22 protein-coding genes are annotated in these 17,617 nt (G+C 66.4%); 8 read left to right on the forward strand and 14 right to left on the reverse strand.

Annotation, left to right across the window (positions count from 1 at the left end; genetic code table 11):
* The first annotated feature begins 26 nt into the window (after positions 1-26).
* Positions 27-1,025 carry an Hsp33 family molecular chaperone HslO gene (gene hslO / locus NWF24_RS09750; protein ID WP_093050955.1) on the forward strand — a complete coding sequence of 333 codons (999 nt, stop codon included), beginning with the start codon at positions 27-29 and terminating at the stop codon, positions 1,023-1,025.
* Between the two features lie 18 nt (positions 1,026-1,043).
* Here the strand turns inward: hslO and NWF24_RS09755 are convergent, their stop codons facing one another.
* The 7 genes from NWF24_RS09755 to NWF24_RS09785 are packed head-to-tail and all read right to left on the reverse strand — an operon-like array spanning position 1,044 to position 6,964.
* Entirely contained in the window at positions 1,044-2,018 is a 975-nt protein-coding gene (locus tag NWF24_RS09755; RefSeq protein ID WP_258353995.1) for a hypothetical protein, read from the reverse strand.
* Positions 2,019-2,047: 29 nt separating this feature from the next.
* On the reverse strand, positions 2,048-2,719 hold the full coding sequence (locus NWF24_RS09760; protein ID WP_258353996.1) for an ATP-binding protein: 672 nt from the start codon (positions 2,717-2,719) through the stop codon (positions 2,048-2,050).
* The gene (pnuC, locus tag NWF24_RS09765) at positions 2,716-3,339 is read right to left on the reverse strand and encodes a nicotinamide riboside transporter PnuC (protein ID WP_258353997.1); all 624 of its coding nucleotides are present in this window, start codon (positions 3,337-3,339) and stop codon (positions 2,716-2,718) included. The genes NWF24_RS09760 and pnuC overlap by 4 nt, the downstream gene beginning before the upstream one ends.
* A 25-nt stretch (positions 3,340-3,364) precedes the next feature.
* Positions 3,365-3,643 carry a cell division protein FtsB gene (gene ftsB / locus NWF24_RS09770; RefSeq protein ID WP_258353998.1) on the reverse strand — a complete coding sequence of 93 codons (279 nt, stop codon included), beginning with the start codon at positions 3,641-3,643 and terminating at the stop codon, positions 3,365-3,367.
* Between the two features lie 19 nt (positions 3,644-3,662).
* Positions 3,663-4,946, reverse strand: a complete 1,284-nt coding sequence (gene eno, locus NWF24_RS09775; protein ID WP_093050943.1) for a phosphopyruvate hydratase — start codon at positions 4,944-4,946, stop codon at positions 3,663-3,665.
* Positions 4,947-4,994: 48 nt separating this feature from the next.
* The gene (locus NWF24_RS09780) at positions 4,995-5,285 is read right to left on the reverse strand and encodes a DUF1330 domain-containing protein (protein ID WP_258353999.1); all 291 of its coding nucleotides are present in this window, start codon (positions 5,283-5,285) and stop codon (positions 4,995-4,997) included.
* Positions 5,282-6,964: a CTP synthase gene (locus NWF24_RS09785; RefSeq protein ID WP_093050939.1), complete on the reverse strand. Its 1,683-nt coding sequence runs from the start codon at positions 6,962-6,964 to the stop codon at positions 5,282-5,284. The genes NWF24_RS09780 and NWF24_RS09785 overlap by 4 nt, the downstream gene beginning before the upstream one ends.
* A gap of 124 nt (positions 6,965-7,088) precedes the next feature.
* Between NWF24_RS09785 and coaBC the strand changes: the two genes are divergently transcribed.
* From coaBC to NWF24_RS09805, 4 genes are all read left to right on the forward strand, one after another.
* Complete coding sequence (gene coaBC, locus NWF24_RS09790; protein WP_258354000.1) at positions 7,089-8,312, forward strand: bifunctional phosphopantothenoylcysteine decarboxylase/phosphopantothenate--cysteine ligase CoaBC; 1,224 nt, start codon at positions 7,089-7,091, stop codon at positions 8,310-8,312.
* The gene (locus NWF24_RS09795; protein ID WP_258354001.1) at positions 8,312-8,779 is read left to right on the forward strand and encodes a hypothetical protein; all 468 of its coding nucleotides are present in this window, start codon (positions 8,312-8,314) and stop codon (positions 8,777-8,779) included. The genes coaBC and NWF24_RS09795 overlap by 1 nt, the downstream gene beginning before the upstream one ends.
* Positions 8,780-9,226 carry a dUTP diphosphatase gene (gene dut / locus NWF24_RS09800; RefSeq protein ID WP_007835673.1) on the forward strand — a complete coding sequence of 149 codons (447 nt, stop codon included), beginning with the start codon at positions 8,780-8,782 and terminating at the stop codon, positions 9,224-9,226.
* Positions 9,227-9,410: 184 nt separating this feature from the next.
* The gene (locus NWF24_RS09805; RefSeq protein WP_093080054.1) at positions 9,411-9,911 is read left to right on the forward strand and encodes a glycine zipper 2TM domain-containing protein; all 501 of its coding nucleotides are present in this window, start codon (positions 9,411-9,413) and stop codon (positions 9,909-9,911) included.
* Between the two features lie 78 nt (positions 9,912-9,989).
* Here NWF24_RS09805 and NWF24_RS09810 read toward each other — a convergent pair whose 3' ends face one another.
* Complete coding sequence (locus NWF24_RS09810; protein ID WP_093050929.1) at positions 9,990-10,514, reverse strand: FKBP-type peptidyl-prolyl cis-trans isomerase; 525 nt, start codon at positions 10,512-10,514, stop codon at positions 9,990-9,992.
* 14 nt (positions 10,515-10,528) lie between these two features.
* Between NWF24_RS09810 and NWF24_RS09815 the strand changes: the two genes are divergently transcribed.
* The 3 genes from NWF24_RS09815 (at position 10,529) to NWF24_RS09825 (ending at position 12,515) form a co-directional block, all read left to right on the forward strand.
* Positions 10,529-11,671, forward strand: a complete 1,143-nt coding sequence (locus tag NWF24_RS09815) for a JmjC domain-containing protein (RefSeq protein WP_258354002.1) — start codon at positions 10,529-10,531, stop codon at positions 11,669-11,671.
* Entirely contained in the window at positions 11,661-12,167 is a 507-nt protein-coding gene (locus tag NWF24_RS09820) for a hypothetical protein (protein WP_258354003.1), read from the forward strand. Before NWF24_RS09815 ends, NWF24_RS09820 begins: the two co-directional genes overlap by 11 nt.
* A 93-nt stretch (positions 12,168-12,260) precedes the next feature.
* A complete protein-coding gene (locus NWF24_RS09825; RefSeq protein ID WP_093050920.1) occupies positions 12,261-12,515 on the forward strand; it encodes a hypothetical protein in 255 nt (84 codons plus the stop codon).
* A gap of 73 nt (positions 12,516-12,588) precedes the next feature.
* Here the strand turns inward: NWF24_RS09825 and NWF24_RS09830 are convergent, their stop codons facing one another.
* From NWF24_RS09830 to NWF24_RS09855, 6 genes are all read right to left on the reverse strand, one after another.
* Entirely contained in the window at positions 12,589-13,365 is a 777-nt protein-coding gene (locus tag NWF24_RS09830; protein WP_258354004.1) for an MBL fold metallo-hydrolase, read from the reverse strand.
* 5 nt (positions 13,366-13,370) lie between these two features.
* Positions 13,371-14,450 (reverse strand): outer membrane protein assembly factor BamC, encoded by a 1,080-nt coding sequence (gene bamC, locus NWF24_RS09835; protein ID WP_258354005.1) that lies wholly within the window; start codon positions 14,448-14,450, stop codon positions 13,371-13,373.
* A 140-nt stretch (positions 14,451-14,590) separates the two neighbouring features.
* Positions 14,591-15,517 carry a 4-hydroxy-tetrahydrodipicolinate synthase gene (gene dapA / locus NWF24_RS09840; protein WP_375338471.1) on the reverse strand — a complete coding sequence of 309 codons (927 nt, stop codon included), beginning with the start codon at positions 15,515-15,517 and terminating at the stop codon, positions 14,591-14,593.
* A gap of 43 nt (positions 15,518-15,560) precedes the next feature.
* Complete coding sequence (locus NWF24_RS09845; protein WP_258354006.1) at positions 15,561-16,130, reverse strand: class I SAM-dependent methyltransferase; 570 nt, start codon at positions 16,128-16,130, stop codon at positions 15,561-15,563.
* A gap of 13 nt (positions 16,131-16,143) precedes the next feature.
* Positions 16,144-16,284 (reverse strand): hypothetical protein, encoded by a 141-nt coding sequence (locus NWF24_RS09850; protein ID WP_258354007.1) that lies wholly within the window; start codon positions 16,282-16,284, stop codon positions 16,144-16,146.
* Positions 16,285-16,300: 16 nt separating this feature from the next.
* Positions 16,301-17,530 (reverse strand): MFS transporter, encoded by a 1,230-nt coding sequence (locus NWF24_RS09855; RefSeq protein ID WP_258354008.1) that lies wholly within the window; start codon positions 17,528-17,530, stop codon positions 16,301-16,303.
* Positions 17,531-17,617: the final 87 nt, after the last annotated feature.

The raw sequence follows: 17,617 nt of genomic DNA on the forward strand, positions 1-17,617 counted from the left end.
GTAGGCACACAGAGAAAGAAAACGTTTTGAGCGAGCTGCACAAATTCCTGTTCGATGGCCTGCCGGTGCGCGGCATGATCGTGCGCCTGACAGATGCGTGGCAGGAGATCCTTGCGCGGCGCGCCTCCAACACCGCCACCGGCGCCTACCCGCCGCCCGTGGCCGAACTGCTCGGCGAGATGACGGCTGCCGCTACGCTGATGCAGGCCAACATCAAGTTCAACGGCGCGCTCATCTTGCAGATCTTCGGCGACGGTCCCGTGAAGGTCGCGGTGGCCGAGGCCAAGCCCGACCTGAGCCTGCGCGCCACCGCCAAGGTGATCGGCGACCTGCCCGCCGACGCGCGCCTGCCCGACATGGTCAACGTGAACAACAAGGGCCGCTGCGCCATCACGCTCGACCCCAAGGACAAGCTGCCGGGCGCCACCCCCTACCAGGGCGTGGTGCCGCTCTTCGGCGACGAGGGCGAGAAGCTCGGCAAGCTCAGCGACGTGCTGCAGCACTACATGCTGCAAAGCGAGCAGCTCGACACCACGCTGGTGCTTGCTGCCGACGACAAGGTGGCCGCGGGCCTGTTGATCCAGCGCCTGCCGGTGAAGGGCGAGGGCAACCTCGAAGGCACCTCCGACAAGGACCACGACCAGGCCAACGAAGACCAGATCGGTCGCAACGAGGACTACAACCGCATCTCGATCCTCGCGTCGAGCCTGACGCGCGACGAGCTGCTGACGCTCGACATCGAGACCATCCTGCGCCGCCTGTTCTGGGAAGAAAAGCTGCTGCGCTTCGAGCCACAGGCCGGCCTGCTGGGCCCGCACTTCGCCTGCACCTGCGGGCGTGAGCGCGTGGCGCAGATGATTCGCGGGCTGGGTGTGGAGGAGGCCGAGAGCATCCTCGCCGAGCGCGGCGACATCGAGGTGGGCTGCGACTTCTGCGGCAAGCAGTACCGCTTCGATGCGGTCGATGCAGCGCAGCTGTTCAAGCCGTTGGGTGACCAGATTCCGGGTAGCCCGGTCGTTCAGTAAGCAGGAAGCCGATCGGGCTCAGCGAGCTCCGTCGTCGAATTCGCTGAAAGCGATGTCGGGTGCGCTCGTGTTGTGCTTCGACGGCAGGCTGCGGCCGAAGCGCACTTGCGTGGCCTGCAGCGTCTTCACCTCGGGCAACGGCAGTACCTGCGGCGCAGCTTGAGGCGATGCCTGCCAGCGCACTTCGCTCACGTCGGCGTTGTCCGGCGCAACGTACATCGAACGCAGCACAGCGAAGGGCTGTGCGCTCGCGGTGGGCTTTGACAGCGTCACGTCGAGCGCGGTACGTGCGCGGCTGATTTCGTCCACGCGCACCGCGGCACTGCCGCCGTCGGTGAAGCGCACGTTAATGGCCAGCGGCCGCGGCACGATCCGGATCGATGCAATGTTCACCACCGGCCGCGCAGCCGCCTCGACCGGGCCGAGCAGGAACGACGAGCCATACACGCCGTCGCCGAAGCGGGCCTCGGGCAGCGGCTTGATGCGCCAGTAGCCGTCGGACGGATAGAGCACGATCGCTTCGAGCGCCTTGCCGTTTTCCTTCTTGAACACCTGCAGCAGGTGAAAGCCGCTGTCCTTGCGCTTGCCCACCTGCACGGGCACGCGCTGCGGCCGCCAGAAGGTCGGCAGCGTCATGCCGACGATGCGCCATTGGGCGTTGTCCATCAGCACCACGGTGCGCTTGCGGAAGCGGTGTGCCGGGTCGGTCGGGTGCGCGCCGCCATCGAAGTTGCAGCCCGAGAAGTCGGGCTTGGTGACGTCGTTGCCGATCTTGCCGAGGTAGTCGGGCTGCAGCGCCTCGATGCGCATGCGGCGGATGCCGTCGCCGCGCAGGGTCAGCGAGACGTTGTCTTCCTCGGCGCAGGCGGTGGTGGTGGTGCCGTTCTCGACAGTGGCGGCAACGGGGGCTGCGGTGGCCTGGCTTGTGGCCAGCAGCAGGGCGGCCAGAGTGCAGGGAAGAAGCGTGACGCGTGCGGCAGTCGAAAGGGGCATCGGGTCTCCGGTAAGGGGTGAGGCGCGCGCTACTCGCGGCGCGCGATCAGGTCGCTGAAGAGCTTATGTTCGCATTCCGGGTCGGAGCATTTCTCGCAAGGCCACGACCACGAGGCGGGCTTAGCGTCGGACTGGGCGCGCGTGCGGGGACGGCCCTCGTTGCCCGCGATGGAATTGATGGCGTTCCAGGCATTGGCGAGCCGTTCGCCGCCCGTGCCGTGCACCACGGCATACGAGAGCTTCGCGCCCGTGAGCGCGGCGCGCACCAGCGTGTCAGTCGGCTGCCGCGCATGCGGGCCGTCGCGCATGTCGTCGGCCACCCAGGGCAGGTCGAGCGCGGTGAGCAGCGTGATGGCGTAGCGTCGTTGCGCGGCAAGGGCGCTTTCGTAGAGCGTGGTGTCGGCGAACAGCTGCTCGCTGTAGACGGCCGTCATGAGCGCCGTCGTGTCGGCCACCACCACGCCGGTGGCGGCCGCGGCGTCGATACGGCGGGTCTGCTCGTCGGCGATGGCCTGCTGCTCGTCGGGGCGTGGCGTACGGCCTTCGCGCTCGCACCATTCGCGCAGGTACTCGCCCACCAGCGTGGCCGGCGTGCCGCGGTCCTGCAGGCGCTGCGCGATGGCGCGGGCCAGCTCGGTCTTGCCGGTGCTTTCGGCGCCCACGAGTGCGATGACGCAGCCGGTCGGCAGTGTGGGCGTCATGCGCGTACCGCCTGAGCGGGCATGCGCTGCCGCCACGCGATGTAGCCCGCCACGCTGAGCACCGCAAACACCGCATACAGGCCCACGGTGAGCCAAAGCCCCTTGTGGATGAACAGGCCCACGCTCACGACATTCACGGCCAGCCAGATCAGCCAGTTCTCGATGAACTTGCGCCCGAGCAGGAACTGCCCGACCAGGCTCAGGCCGGTGGCGAAGCCGTCCCACCAGGGCACGTCGGTGTCGGTGAAGCGGCGCAGGAAGAGGGCGACGGCCGGCCACGCCAGTGCGCAGGCGGCCAGCGTGAGGGCGATGCCGCGCGGCGAGAGCCGGGTGACATGCAACGCGCTGCCGTCGGCCCGGTGGCCGCGCAGCCATTGCGACCAGCCCCACAGGGCGACGAAAGCGAAGAAGACCTGGAGAGAGGCGTCGCCGTAGATGCGCGCCTTGGCGAACACCGCCACGTAGAGCAATGAACTGACGATGGCCAGCGGCCATCCCCAGTGGATCTCGCGCATGTTGCAGCCAACCATGGCGAGCGCCAGGAGCGAGGCCACGAGTTCGAGCCAGCTGACAGGAGAGCCCCACAGCAGGAAGGCGGGGGCCGAGAGAAGCTCGGTCATCAGCAGGCGAAAAGGTGAAGAAAGGTCAGTGAGTGATCTGTACGAACACTTCGTTCGGCTTCACCATGCCGAGTTCCGCGCGTGCACGCTCCTCGACCATTTCGAGGCCGTCCTTGAGGTCGTTGACCTCGGAGATCAGGCGCTCGTTGGTCAGCGCAGCCTTGGCGTTGGCTTCCTTCTGGTCGGCAAGCTTGGTGCGCAGCTGAGCCACGTCGCGCACGCTGCCGCGCCCGTTCCACAGCTGCCACTGCAGGATGGCCAACAGGAGCAGCAGGACGATCGGTGGAACGAGGCGGGCGCGCATGCCGCGTGGCGTCCGGGCGTTACTTCAGGTTGTAGAACGCGCCGCGGCCCGGGTAGACGGCGATGTCGCCGAGGTCTTCTTCGATGCGCAGCAGCTGGTTGTACTTGGCGATGCGGTCCGAGCGCGACAGCGAGCCGGTCTTGATCTGGCCGGCGTTGGTGCCCACGGCGATGTCGGCGATGGTGCTGTCTTCGGTTTCGCCCGAGCGGTGCGAAATGACGGCCGTGTAGCCCGCGCGCTTGGCCATCTCGATGGCGGCGAAGGTCTCGGTCAGCGTGCCGATCTGGTTGATCTTGATCAGGATCGAGTTGGCGATGCCCTTTTCGATGCCTTCCTGCAGGATCTTGGTGTTGGTGACGAACAGGTCGTCGCCCACCAGCTGCACGCGCTTGCCCAGGCGTTCGGTCAGGTGCTTCCAGCCGTCCCAGTCGCCTTCGTGCATGCCGTCTTCGATGCTGATGATCGGGTACTTGTCGACCCAGGTCGCGAGCATGTCGGTCCAGCTTTCGGCCGTGAGCGAGAGGTTTTCGCCCGACAGAACGTACTTGCCGTCCTTGTAGAACTCGCTGGCCGCGCAATCGAGGCCCAGGGCGATCTGCTCGCCGGCGGTGTAGCCGGCCTTGTCGATGGCTTCGAGGATCAGCTGGATGGCCGCTTCATGGCTCTCGACGCTGGGGGCAAAGCCGCCTTCGTCGCCGACCGCCGTGCTGATGCCGCGGTCGCCCAGGATCTTCTTCAGCGCATGGAATACTTCGGCGCCATAGCGCACGGCCTCGCGGAAGCTCTTGGCGCCCACGGGGATGATCATGAACTCCTGCAGGTCGAGGCTGTTGTTGGCGTGCGCGCCGCCGTTGATGACGTTCATCATCGGCACCGGCATCTGCATGCCGCCCATGCCACCGAAGTAGCGGTACAGCGGCAGGCCCGACTCTTCGGCTGCTGCACGGGCCACGGCCATCGACACGGCGAGGGTGGCGTTGGCGCCCAGGCGGCCCTTGTTGTCGGTGCCGTCGAGGTCGATCATCGTGCGATCGAGGAAGGCCTGTTCGCTGGCATCGAGGCCGAGCACGGCTTCCGAGATCTCGGTGTTGATGTTCTCCACGGCCTTGAGCACGCCCTTGCCGAGATAGCGGCTCTTGTCGCCGTCGCGCAGCTCGATGGCTTCGCGCGAACCGGTCGATGCGCCCGAAGGCACGGCTGCGCGGCCCATGGTGCCCGATTCGAGCAGCACGTCGCATTCGACGGTGGGGTTGCCTCGGCTGTCGAGAATTTCGCGGCCGACGATGTCAACGATTGCACTCATCTTTTGTCTTTCTCTTTCTGGTCTCTTTGGCGGATGAACAAATTGGGATCAGAGGCCTTCGACGGCGATCATGTTCATGATCGCCGCGCCGGCACGCGCTTCGCGTGCCTTGAGGTACTCGGGGGTCTCGTAGAAGGCCTTGGCCTTCTCGAAGCTGGCGAACTTGAGGATGACGATGCGCGTGGGCTTCCAGTCGCCTTCCAGCGGCTGGATCTGGCCGCCGCGCACGCACACCTCGGCGCCGTGCGCCTGCATGGCGGCGCTCGACCACTTCTTGTATTCCTCGTACTGCGTCGGGTTGGTCACCTCGACGTGGGCGATGACGTATCCGCTGCTCATGCGACTGCCTTCAGTGTCTTGTTGGTGCTGCCGGCGCCCTTGTCCTTGTGCTCGAGCGCGGCCTTGATGAAGGCGTTGAACAGCGGGTGGCCGCCCCACGGGGTCGACTTGAACTCGGGGTGGAACTGCACGCCGATGAACCACGGGTGCACGTCCTGCGGCAGCTCGACGATCTCGGTCAGGTGCTCGCGCTGCGTGAGCGCGGAGATCACGAGGCCGGCGTTGCGCAGCTCATCGAGGTAGTTCACGTTGGCTTCATAGCGGTGGCGGTGGCGCTCTGTGACCACGTCGCCGTAGATGCTGTGGGCCAGCGTGCCGGGAGCCACGTCGGAGCTTTGAGCGCCCAGGCGCATCGTGCCGCCGAGGTCGGACTTCTCGTCGCGCGTCTTCACGGTGCCGTCGCGGTCCTTCCACTCGGTGATCAGCGCGATCACGGGGGTGGGCGTCTCGGGGTCGAACTCGGTGCTGTTGGCGTTCTTCAGGCCGGCCACGTGGCGGGCGTATTCGATGGTGGCAACCTGCATGCCCAGGCAGATGCCGAGGTAGGGCACCTTGCCTTCGCGGGCGAAGCGGGCGGCCGAGATCTTGCCCTCGACGCCCCGCTGGCCGAAACCGCCGGGCACCAGGATGGCGTCGTACTTGGCCAGACGCGACACGTCTTGTGCAGAGATGGTTTCGGAGTCGATGTAGTCGATCTTCACGCGCGCATGGTTCTTCATGCCGGCGTGGCGCAGTGCTTCGTTCAGCGACTTGTAGCTGTCCGACAGGTCGACGTACTTGCCGACCATGGCAATCGACACTTCCTTTTGCGGATGCTCGACTTCGTACACCAGGTCGTCCCAGCGCTGCAGTTTGGCAGGCGGGGTGTTGATGCGCAGCTTGTCGCAGATCAGGCCGTCCAGGCCCTGTTCGTGCAGCATGCGGGGCACCTTGTAGATGGTGTCCACGTCCCACATCGAGATGACGCCCCATTCGGGCACGTTCGAGAACAACGAGATCTTGGCGCGCTCGTCGTCGGGGATCGGGCGGTCGGCGCGGCACAGCAGGGCGTCGGCCTGGATGCCGATGGCGCGCAGTTCCTTGGCGGTGTGCTGTGTGGGCTTGGTCTTGAGCTCGCCGGCGGCGGCGATCCAGGGCACGTAGCTCAGGTGCACGAAGGCCGAGTTGTTCGGGCCCATGCGCAGGCTCATCTGGCGCACGGCTTCGAGGAAGGGCAGCGATTCGATGTCGCCCACGGTGCCGCCGATTTCGACGATGGCCACGTCCACCTCGTGCGCCGTGCCGATGCCGGCGCCGCGCTTGATGTATTCCTGGATTTCGTTGGTGATGTGCGGGATCACCTGCACCGTCTTGCCGAGGTAGTCGCCGCGGCGCTCTTTTTCGAGCACGGTCTTGTAGATCTGGCCGGTCGTGAAGTTGTTGGCCTTGCGCATCCGCGTGTTGATGAAGCGCTCGTAGTGGCCGAGGTCGAGGTCGGTCTCGGCGCCGTCATCGGTGACGAACACTTCACCATGCTGGAAGGGCGACATCGTGCCGGGGTCGACATTGATGTACGGATCGAGCTTGATGAGGGTGACTTGGAGGCCGCGCGATTCGAGGATCGCGGCGAGCGAGGCGGAGGCGATTCCCTTGCCAAGGGAAGAAACGACACCACCGGTGACGAAGACAAATTTGGTCATGCCAGTTCCGGACGCTGTGAATCCGGGCAGTGGGAAATTGCGATTATAGGTGTGCCCTTCGCGACACCTTTCTCCAAGGGCTTGTTGCCGCTTGCCGGATGGCATGTGAGCAACAATACGCCCCATGCAAGATCTCGCCGGCAAACACATCGTCCTGGGCCTCACAGGGGGCATCGCCTGCTACAAGTCGGCCGAGCTGTGCCGCCTGTTCGTCAAGGCGGGCGCGACCGTCCAGGTCGTGATGACCGAGGCGGCGGAGCAGTTCATCACCCCCGTGACCATGCAGGCGCTCTCGGGGCGCACCGTCTACACCTCGCAGTGGGACACCCGCGAGCCCAATAACATGCCGCACATCAACCTGAGCCGAGAGGCCGATGCGATCGTGCTGGCGCCCTGCAGCGCAGACTTCATCGCGCGGCTGGTGCAGGGTCGCTCCGACGACCTTCTGAGCCTGATGTGCCTGGCCCGCCCCATGGACCGCGTTCCGCTGCTGATCGCGCCGGCCATGAACCGCGAGATGTGGGTCCATCCCGCCACCCAGCGCAACCTGATGCAGGTGTCGGCCGACGGCGCGACCGTGCTGGGCGTGGGCAACGGTTGGCAGGCCTGTGGCGAAACCGGCGATGGCCGCATGCTCGAGCCGGCGCAACTGCTCGAAGACGTCACGGCCTTCTTCAGCCCCAAGCTGTTGGCGGGGCAGAAGGTGCTGGTCACGGCCGGCCCGACCTTCGAGGCGCTCGATCCGATCCGCGGCATCACCAACCATTCGTCCGGCAAGATGGGCTTTGCCATTGCCCGTGCGGCCCGCGAGGCGGGCGCCGAAGTCACGCTGGTGGCCGGCCCGGTGCACCTGCCGACCCCGCGCGGCGTGACGCGTGTCGACGTGCTGTCGGCGCAGGACATGCTCGAAGCGACCACCCGTGCTGCGCAGTTTGCTAGCATTTTTGTAGCTACGGCCGCCGTGGCCGACTGGCGGCCTGCCACGCACAGCGACCAGAAGATCAAGAAGGACGGCAGTGGCAAGACGCCGGTGCTGAATTTCGTGGAGAACGCAGACATCCTCCTCACGGTCGCCAAGAGCGAGCGGGCCCAGTCGAAGAAGCTCTTCTGCGTTGGCTTCGCAGCCGAGAGCGAGAACCTCGCCGAGCACGCCAAGGCCAAGCGCGAGCGCAAGGGCATTCCGCTGCTGGTCGGCAACATTGGCCCACTGACCTTCGGGCAGGACGACAACGCGCTGCTGCTGGTCGATGCCAGCGGCGTGCGCGAACTCCCTCGCGCGCCCAAGCTCACGCTGGCGCGCGAACTGATGACCGAAATTGCAGCCCGACTTACCGACTGGAGGGTCTGATGAACCTGAATCCCCAATGGAACACGCCGCCGAACGGCGACTTCGCACGCTATGTCGAGCGGCTGTCGGCACAGGCCGCGCTGCCGAAGAGGGCGGCGCAGCCCGGCGAGCCAGGGCTCGATGTCGGCATCACGACGGCACCCGGCCAGCAGAGCGGCCCCGTGACTGCCGCCATGCAGCAACGCAACGAGGCAGCGTCGAACGGCGAAGTGCCGAAGTCACAGCCTGGGTCGTTCGACCCCATGACCCTCAAGGTGCTGGGCGTCGGCGGCGCACTGGTGTTCCTCGTGCTGTGGGCGGCCGGCGTGCCGTTCGGCGTGCTGGTCCTGCTGGCGGGCCTGGCCGTCTGGTTCGGCAAGAAATTGAAGGGCGTGAAGCTCACCCCCGGCGTCGCCAAATGGCAGCAGGTGCTCGAGGAAGCCGCCCGCAAGCAAAAAGAACAGCAACAGAAGCAAGGCAGCAAGTAAGTGAAAGTCGACGTTCGTATCCTCGATCCGCGCATGGTGGATCAATTGCCCGCGTATGCCACTCCCGGAAGCGCCGGCCTGGATCTGCGGGCCTGCCTCGATGCGCCCATCACGCTGGAGCCCAATGGCTGGCAGCTGGTGGGCACCGGCATTGCCATCCACCTGGCCGACCCGGCCTATGCGGCGCTGATACTTCCGCGCTCCGGGTTGGGCCACAAGCACGGCATCGTGCTGGGCAACCTCGTCGGCCTGATCGACAGCGACTACCAGGGCGAGCTGAAGATCAGCGCCTGGAACCGCAGCGACACGCCCTTCGTGCTGCAGCCTATGGAACGGCTCGCGCAACTGGTGATCGTGCCGGTGGTGCAGGCGCAGTTTCGGGTGGTCACAGACTTTGCACCCTCGCAACGGGGCGAGGGCGGCTACGGCTCCACGGGCAAGCACTGAGCCGATCTGGGAGGGAAGTTGGGTTTCCGAGTGGTAAAGAGCGGAACCGGCAAAGGCCGGCCAGCCTCGAAGGTATCAGTGTGTGTTCTGACGTCATCGCAGCGGGCGCTGCGGCGTTAGTCAGGCAGGCACAAGCCGATGCATGCATTCTTCATGCATCGTTCTATTCGAGGAGCCTCCCAACATGAAGATCTCAATGCGCTTTGTTTCCGTCACCGCTTCCGTGCTGGCCGTGGCCACGCTTACGGCATGCGTGGCCCCGGCGCCGGTCTACCAGACCTCGCGCTATCCGTACCAGGCGCCTCCGCAGGCCATTCAGTACCGCGAAGCTTCCTATGTCGAATACGGCCACGTGGCCAACATCGAGGTGCTGCGCAGCGAAACCGCTGGCACCGGCACCACGGGCGGCGGCGCCGTCGCCGGCGGGGTCATCGGTGGGGTGGTGGGCAACCAGTTCGGACGCGGCAACGGCCGTGCCGCAGCCACCGCGCTGGGCATCGTGGGCGGCGCGTTGCTGGGCAACACCATCGAGGCTCAGCAGAACGGCCCGCGCGCCTATGAAACCTACCGCGTGTCGGTGCAGACCGACCGTGGCGGCTTCCGCGCCTTCGACGTGCAGAGCCCGGGCGACCTGCGCATCGGCGACCGCGTGCGCATCGACAACGGTCAGATCTCGCGCATGTAAGCCGTCTCGTCCCTCGGGGCGAGAAAAAGCCGGGCGTTGCCCGGCTTTTTTTGTGGGCGCTCGCTGGCGGCCCTTTGGTCAGTGCAGCGTCTGGTTGCTTGGCGCCATCGGCGACACCTTGAAGAAGCCCGTGCCCGCCGAACCCCGGCCGACTTCCTCTTCGGTGGCCTCGCGCACCGAACGCACCGTGATGTCGAGCCGGATCGCGATGCCGGCCAGCGGATGGTTGCCGTCGAGCACCAGATGGTCGGGGTAGATCTCGGCCACGGTGTAGATCGCGTCTTTTGGAATGTTGCTGTTCACGCCCTTGGGCAGAGCGGAGCCGTCGAAGGTCATGCCTTCTTCCGTGCCTTCGGGGAAGAGCGAACGGGGCTCCAGAAAAAGCAGCTGGTCGTTGAAGTCGCCGAAGCCCTGTTCGGGTTCGATCTGCAACTGCACCCGGGCGCCGGGCTCATGGCCTTGCAGGGCCGCTTCGATCACGTCGAAGAGATCGTCGCCGCCGACCATGAATTCCACCGGCTCGTCGAGCACATCCAGCACGTCGCCAAGCGTGTCTTTCATGGTCCAGGTCAAGCCGACCACGCATTGTTCAGAGATTTCCATTGCAGAATTCTCCCATGGAGATTAACCAACCGCTGCCGTTGCTCGGCGGCCTGAGCGCCGCGCAGTTCATGCGGCGGTACTGGCAGAAAAAACCTTTGCTCGTCCGCCAGGCGATACCCGCGATGGTGCCACCGATCGAGCGCAGCGCGCTGTTCGCCCTGGCCGAACGTGAGGACGTCGAATCGCGCCTGATCCGCCACGGCAAGGCCGGCTGGTCGCTCAAGCATGGGCCGCTGGCCCGGCGCGCCTTGCCGCCGCTGAAGCAACCGGCCTGGACGTTGCTGGTGCAGGGCGTCGACCTGCATCACGAGGGCGTGCACGAACTGCTGCGGCAGTTTCGCTTCCTGCCCGATGCCCGCCTCGACGACCTGATGATCAGCTACGCGAGCGACACCGGAGGCGTGGGCGCGCATTTCGACAGCTACGACGTTTTCTTGCTGCAGGCGCAGGGACGCCGCCGCTGGTCCATCGGCAAGCAGAGCGACCTGCGCCTGCAGCCGGGCGTGCCGCTCAAGATTCTCGAGAACTTCGAGCCTGAGCAGACCTTCGTGCTCGAGCCCGGCGACATGCTCTACCTGCCGCCGCGCTATGCCCACGACGGCGTGGCCGTGGGCGACGACTGCATGACCTGCTCCATAGGCCTGCGCTCGTCGGCCCTGGGTGAGCTCGGCTCCGACCTGCTGGCGCGCGTGGCGCAGGCCTATGCAGAAGACCTGGAAGATGCCGGGCCGGCCGAGCTGGCGCGCTACCGCGATCCGGCGCAGCCCGCGGTCGATGCGCCGGCCGCAATGCCTGCCGCGCTCCAGGGCTTCGCGCGCAAGGCCATCGAGGCCGCACTGCGCGACCCTGATGCCATCGACCGCGCGCTGGGCGAGTCGCTCACCGAGCCCAAGGCCAACGTCTGGTTCGGCGAAGGCGGCGAGGCGCCTGATGCAATGCAGCGCGTGTCTTTGGATCGCCGCACGCGCATGCTCTACGACACGCGGCACATCTACATCAACGGCGAGAGCTTTCGCGCGGGCGGTGCCGATGCGACGCTGATGCGCCGTCTGGCCGACCAGCGCGCGCTCGGCGCACGCGAACTGGCGCGAGCGAGCGAAGGCGCACTCGCACTGCTGGGCGAGTGGTGCGAAGCAGGGTGGCTTCATGCCGAATGACGACGCGCCCAGCCCATCGTTGCCCGAAGGGCGCTTCGATGGCCGCGAGGCCTTCGATGCGCTCCTGCGCGGCGCGCTGTCGGCCGCGGCGCAGCAGGGCTGGAAAGAGATCGTCTTCAGCGACCCCGACTTCGCCGACTGGCCCCTGGGTGAGCGCGCGACCATCGAGGCGCTGCAGGCCTGGTCGGCCAGCGGCCACCGCCTGATGTTGCTCGCGCAGCGCTTCGATGTTCTCGAGCGCGGCCATGCGCGCTTCGTGCCGTGGCGCCGCATGTGGGACCACATCATCGAATGCCGCGCCACCGGCAAGGCCGCGGGCTCCGAAGTGCCGAGCGCCATCTGGACGCCCACGTGGTTCGTGCACCGCATCGACCCCGAGCGCAGCAGGGGCGTGAGCGGTGACGACGCGCGTGCGCGCCGTGCGTTGCGCGAGGCCATCGACGAGTGCTGGCGCCTCGGGCGACCCGCGTTTCCGGCATCGACACTCGGCTTGTAAGCCAATGCCGCGAATGCGGCCGCGAGACATATTCGGGCGGGTATGCAGGTCTAGAATTTTTTCGTCCAGACCTTCATTGCCAAAGGAGATTCCATGAAGAAGTCATCGTCCGTCCTGATTGCCTCGCTGATTGCCGCTGCCGCGCTCGTCGCCTGCGGAAAGAAGGAGGACGCAGCGCCGGCTGTCGTGACGCCGCCTCCTGCGCCCGTGACCGAACCCGCGCCCGCTCCGGCCCCTGCGCCTGCCACCGATCCCGCTGCAGCGCCTGCACCTGGTGCTTCATCTGCACTCGATGCCGCGAACGCAGCCACCGAGGCCGCGAAGAAGAATGAAGCGCCGAAGCAATAAGCAAGGTATCCGCCATGCAAAAAGCCGCCATGAGGCGGCTTTTTTTCTTAGGAGAGAGTGAGGACGCTGCGGCTCACACGTCGAGCCAAGGCGAGCCCTCTGATGCGGTGGCGGTAAGCATCTCGGCTTCGTCACCGCCGAGCGCTTCGGCCATCAGCCGGCGCACGATCTCGGGCCGGTTGTTCTGCTCGCTCAGATGTGCCGCGACCACATGGCGCAGGCCGTCGTGCAGCACCGCGCGCGCGATCTCGGCCGCTGCCGTGTTCGACAAGTGCCCGTAGTTGCCGCCGACGCGGTGCTTGAGAAAAGGCGGATAAGCCGAGTTGGCCAGCAGGTCGCTGTCGTGGTTGAACTCCAGCAGCAGCGCATGCACGCCGCTCAGGCGGGCCAGCACATGGGCCGTGGCATGGCCCAGATCGGTCAGCACGCCCAGCGTGCGATCGCCGTCGCCGCAGCGCAGCTGCAGCGGTTCGCGTGCATCGTGGGGAACAGTAAAAGGCTGCACGCAGATGTCGCCAACCGCAAACTCCGCGTCGTCGCGTGCGAGGTTTAGCAGGCCCTCGAAATCGCGGCCGCCGGTGGCGAGCCACGTGCCTTCGCTCATCCAGACGGGAATGCGGTTGCGCCGCGACAGCGAATGGGCGCAGCCGATGTGGTCGCCGTGCTCATGGGTCACGAAAACCGCATCGATGTCGCCGGCGGCAAGGCCCGCCTGGGCCAACCGCAGATCGAGCTGCTTGAGGCCGAAGCCGCAGTCGATCAGGAGGCGGGAGGTGCGGCCGCCGCTGGTCGCTTCGACCAGCGCGGCGTTGCCCGTGCTGCCGCTGCCGAGACTTCGGAAGCGGAGCATGCGGGTTACTTCAGGTCGTCGGCGATGACCTTGACGATGCGCTCGGCATTCGCCGAGGTTTCGGGCGCACCGGTTTCGTTGAGCACCGACACCGTGGTGGCTTCGCCCTGGCCCTTGACCGAGATGCGGAACTTGAGCGGCGCTTCGCTCTTGCTCGAGCCGCTGAACAGCTTGCCGAAGAAGCCGGGCTCCTTCTTGTCGGGATCGGGTGTCACGTAGCGCACGTAGTACAGGCCGGCGCTGCGATCGCGGTCTTCCACGGTGAAGCCGGTGCGGTCGAGCGCGAGGCCGACGCGGCGCCATGCGCGGTCGAAGCCTTCGCTGATCTGCACGACCGGCTGGTTGCCGACCTTGGCGATGGTGGCGGTCTTGGTCGGCGCGGTGGTGGCGGCCAGGATCTTCGACTGCTCTTGCGAGACGCCGAGCTTGACCATCAGGCGGCGCAGGAATTCGGTTTCGAGTTCAGGATCGCTGGGGCGGGGCTGCCACACGGTCTGGTCCTGGCGCGAGTTGTTGTAGACCTCTTGCATGCCGCGGTGGCTGATGAAGATCTCGGTGCCGGTCGGCGTGCGCTCCAGGCGGGTGCGGAAGCGGTCGAGTTCGCCGGTCGAGTAGACCGAATCGACCAGCTTGCCCAGCGTGCCACGGATGATGTCCTGCGGCAGCTTGGCGCGGTTTTCGGCCCAGTCGGTTTCCATGATGCCCAGGTTGCGCTGGTCGGTGGTCAGCAGGAAGCCGCTTTCCTGCCAGAAGTCTTTCACCGGGTCCCAGAGCTGGTCGGGCGTGCGGTTGACGATGATCCAGCGCTGCGTACCCGAGCGCTCCATGCGCACGTCGCCGATGTTGCTCACGGCGGTGGGGATGCCGGGGGCGTTGGCGATGCCGGCCTGGTAGGCATTGGCAGTCACGGCGCCGCCGGGAATGGCATAGCGGTTGTCGCGCGAGAGTTGGGAGAGATCGGGTGGGACTTCGAGCGTCGGGGCCTTGCCTGCGCTCTTGTAGTCGATCTTGTCGCTCTCGAGGACGGAGCAGGCGGCGAGGCTGGCAACGAGGGCCAGCAGTGCAAGTCGCGAAAGGTTCTTCAACGTCGTCTTCCTTGTTGGAATGGTTCGGTCTATCTATGGGCCGCAGTGCCCGCCATCTCAGAGCACGGTTCGGGCAAAAGGTTGCTTAACCTTGCTGCGACCAGGGAAAAGGCAGGTCCGGAATGTACGGGGAGGGGTGCTCAGCCCTTCAGCAGGCCGGTGGCGCGCAGGGCGCCTTCGACTGCGGGGCGGCTCGCTTCGCCGAGTTCGGTGAGCGGCAAGCGCAACGCGCCACCGCAAAGGCCGAGCCGGGCCATGGCCCACTTCAGCGGAATCGGGTTGGGCTCGACGAACAGGTTGCGGTGCAGCGGCATGAGCTCGAACTGGATCTGCATGGCGCGCTTGACGTCGCCTGCCAGCGCCGCCACGCACAGCTCGTGCATCTTGCGCGGCGCGATGTTGGCCGTGACGCTGATGTTGCCCTGGCCGCCGCAGAGCATGAGCGCGACCGCGGTCGGGTCGTCGCCGGAGTAGACGGCAAAGTTCTTCGGCACATCGCGAATGAGCCACTGGGCCCGCTCGATGTTGCCGGTGGCTTCCTTGATGCCGATGATGCCGGGCACCTGCGCCAGGCGCAGCACGGTGTCGTGCGCCATATCGGCGACGGTGCGGCCGGGCACGTTGTAAAGCACGATGGGCAGGTCGCCCACGGCCTCGGCAATGGCCTTGAAGTGCTGGTACTGGCCCTCTTGCGTGGGCTTGTTGTAGTACGGAACGACCTGGAGCTGCGAATCGGCGCCAACGCCCTTGGCGAACTTGGCGAGCTCGATGGCTTCCTTGGTCGAATTCGCGCCGCAGCCGGCCATCACGGGCACGCGGCCCTTGGCCTGCTCGACCGAGACACGGATGATTTCGCAGTGCTCTTCGACATCGACCGTCGGCGATTCGCCGGTGGTGCCGACCACGCCTAGGCAGTCGGTGCCTTCTTCGATGTGCCAGTCGATGAGCCGCCGCAGGGCGGGGTAGTCGACACTGCCGTCGTCGTGCATCGGCGTGACGAGCGCGACGATGCTGCCTGTCAGTTGCTCCAAGGGGGAATCTCTTTGTCGGTGGACGAAAGCGCCGATTCTACTTACTCCGGCGCCCCGCAAGACAGCCGCCCCGACCCCCTCAGTTTCCCTTAAGGAGGTGGCGGGGCGGCTGGCCGGCGTCGGGTGCGGCCGGGCGAATGGCCGCGATTCGCTGCACGAAGCGCGCCGGTTCCGGGATGAAGCCGTCCTCGTAGGCCACCACCCGCAGGCCGGCGCAGGCCGCCAGCAGTTCGCCGGGCTGCAGCAGGAAGTCGGGGCGCGAGGGCTTGCCGACGGTCTCATTGCCCACGGCAAAGGTTTCGTAAAGCAGCACGCCGCCCGGCGCCACCGTGCCCACGATGTCGGCCATGCGCGGACGCCAGAGGTAGTTGGTGACGACAACAGCGCCGAAGGCCTGGCCGGCAAAGGGCCAGAGGCCGGATTCGATGTCCGCCTCGACGGTGCGGCCGAAGGCGCCGGCTGCCTCGACGGCTTCGGGCGAGCGGTCGACACCGGTGACCGGGTGCCCGCGGCCCGCGAACCACTGCATGTGCCGCCCGGCGCCGCAGGCCACGTCGAGCACCGGGGCTCCTGACGCGAGGAGATGCGACCAGCGGACGATCCATTCGGAAGGCGCGGACAGGCCGTGAATGGGTGCTACGTCTTTCATGACCGGCCCGGCCTCAGAAGCAGGACCAGATCTGATCGACCAGCGTCACCAGAAAGTCCGGGTGCACGTAAAGCGCGAATACGCCGCCCAGCACAGCCAGCGCGGCGGCCAGCCAGCCCGCGTGGACGATGTGGTGGCGCATTTGCGGAGTCATGGCCCTGATTTATAGATCAACCCGCAGCGCCGGCCGGCTGGGGCGACGAGCGCGCAATGGCGCTTTCCTTCACCGGCAGGTTTATGAGCGCCGCGAACACGCCCAGCGCAATCGCGATGTACCAGACGATGTCATAGCTGCCGGTGGTGTCGTACAGGTAGCCGCCCAGCCACACGCCCAGGAACGAGCCGACCTGGTGGCTCAGGAACACGAAGCCGCTGAGCATCGACAGATGTGCCACGCCGAAGATGCCCGCCACGATCGCATTGGTCGCGGGTACGGTGGACAGCCACAGGAAGCCCATCGCCGCCGAGAACACATACACGCTGAGCGGGGAGATCGGCGCCATCAGGAACAGCGCGATCGACACCGCCCGTGCGAAGTAGATCGCCGCGAGGATCTTGCGCTTGGCCAGCTTCTGCCCCAGCAGTCCCACCGTGTAAGTGCCGAACACGTTGAACAGCCCGATCAGCGCCAGCGCGTAGCCAGCCACTTCGGCCGGCAGCGCGCGGTCGCGCAGGTAGGTCGGCATGTGGATGCCGATGAACGCCAGCTGGAAGCCGCAGACGAAGTAGCCCGCCATCAGCAGCCCGAAGCTCGGGTAGCGGAAGGCTTCGACCACAGCCTGCAGCACCGACTGTTCGCGGTGCCCGGCCAGCGCTGCCGTCCTCGGTTCGCGCAGGCCGAAGGCCAGCGGGATGATCACCAGCACCAGCACAGCCACGATCGCCAGCGCCGTCTGCCAGCCCAGGTGGCCGATCAGCCGCCCCTCGATGGGCGCCATCAGGAATTGGCCGAACGAGCCGGCTGCTGCTGCCACGCCCATGGCCCAAGAGCGCCGCTCGGCCGGAATCTGCCGCCCGATCACGCCGTAGATCACCGCATAGGTCGAGCCAGCCTGCGCCGCGCCAATCAGCACGCCCGCACTCAGCGTGAAGAGCAGCGGCGTCGGCGAATGCGCCATGCCGAACAGCCCCAGCGCATAGAACACCGAGCCGCCGATCAGCACCCGGAACGCGCCGAACCTGTCGGCCAGCATGCCCGCGAACACGCCGAAGATGCCCCATGAGAGGTTCTGGATGGCCAGTGCGAACGAGAAGGTCTGCCGGCTCCAGTCCTGCGCCTGCGTGATCGGCTGCAGCCAGAGCCCGAAGCCATGGCGGATGCCCATCGAGAGCGTGACGATCATCGCCCCGCAGAAAAGTACTTGCTTGACCGAGAGGGCGGGAGCGGCGGGGGATTGCATGACTTCGAATGTAACGATTCACCTGCTCCGGCAGGCGGCACGGCGGCCAAAGCCATTGATGATTTATCGGGGCGGTTTCAATGCGCG

Origin of the sequence: Variovorax paradoxus, from assembly GCF_024734665.1 — a bacterium.
Classification (GTDB): domain Bacteria; phylum Pseudomonadota; class Gammaproteobacteria; order Burkholderiales; family Burkholderiaceae_C; genus Variovorax.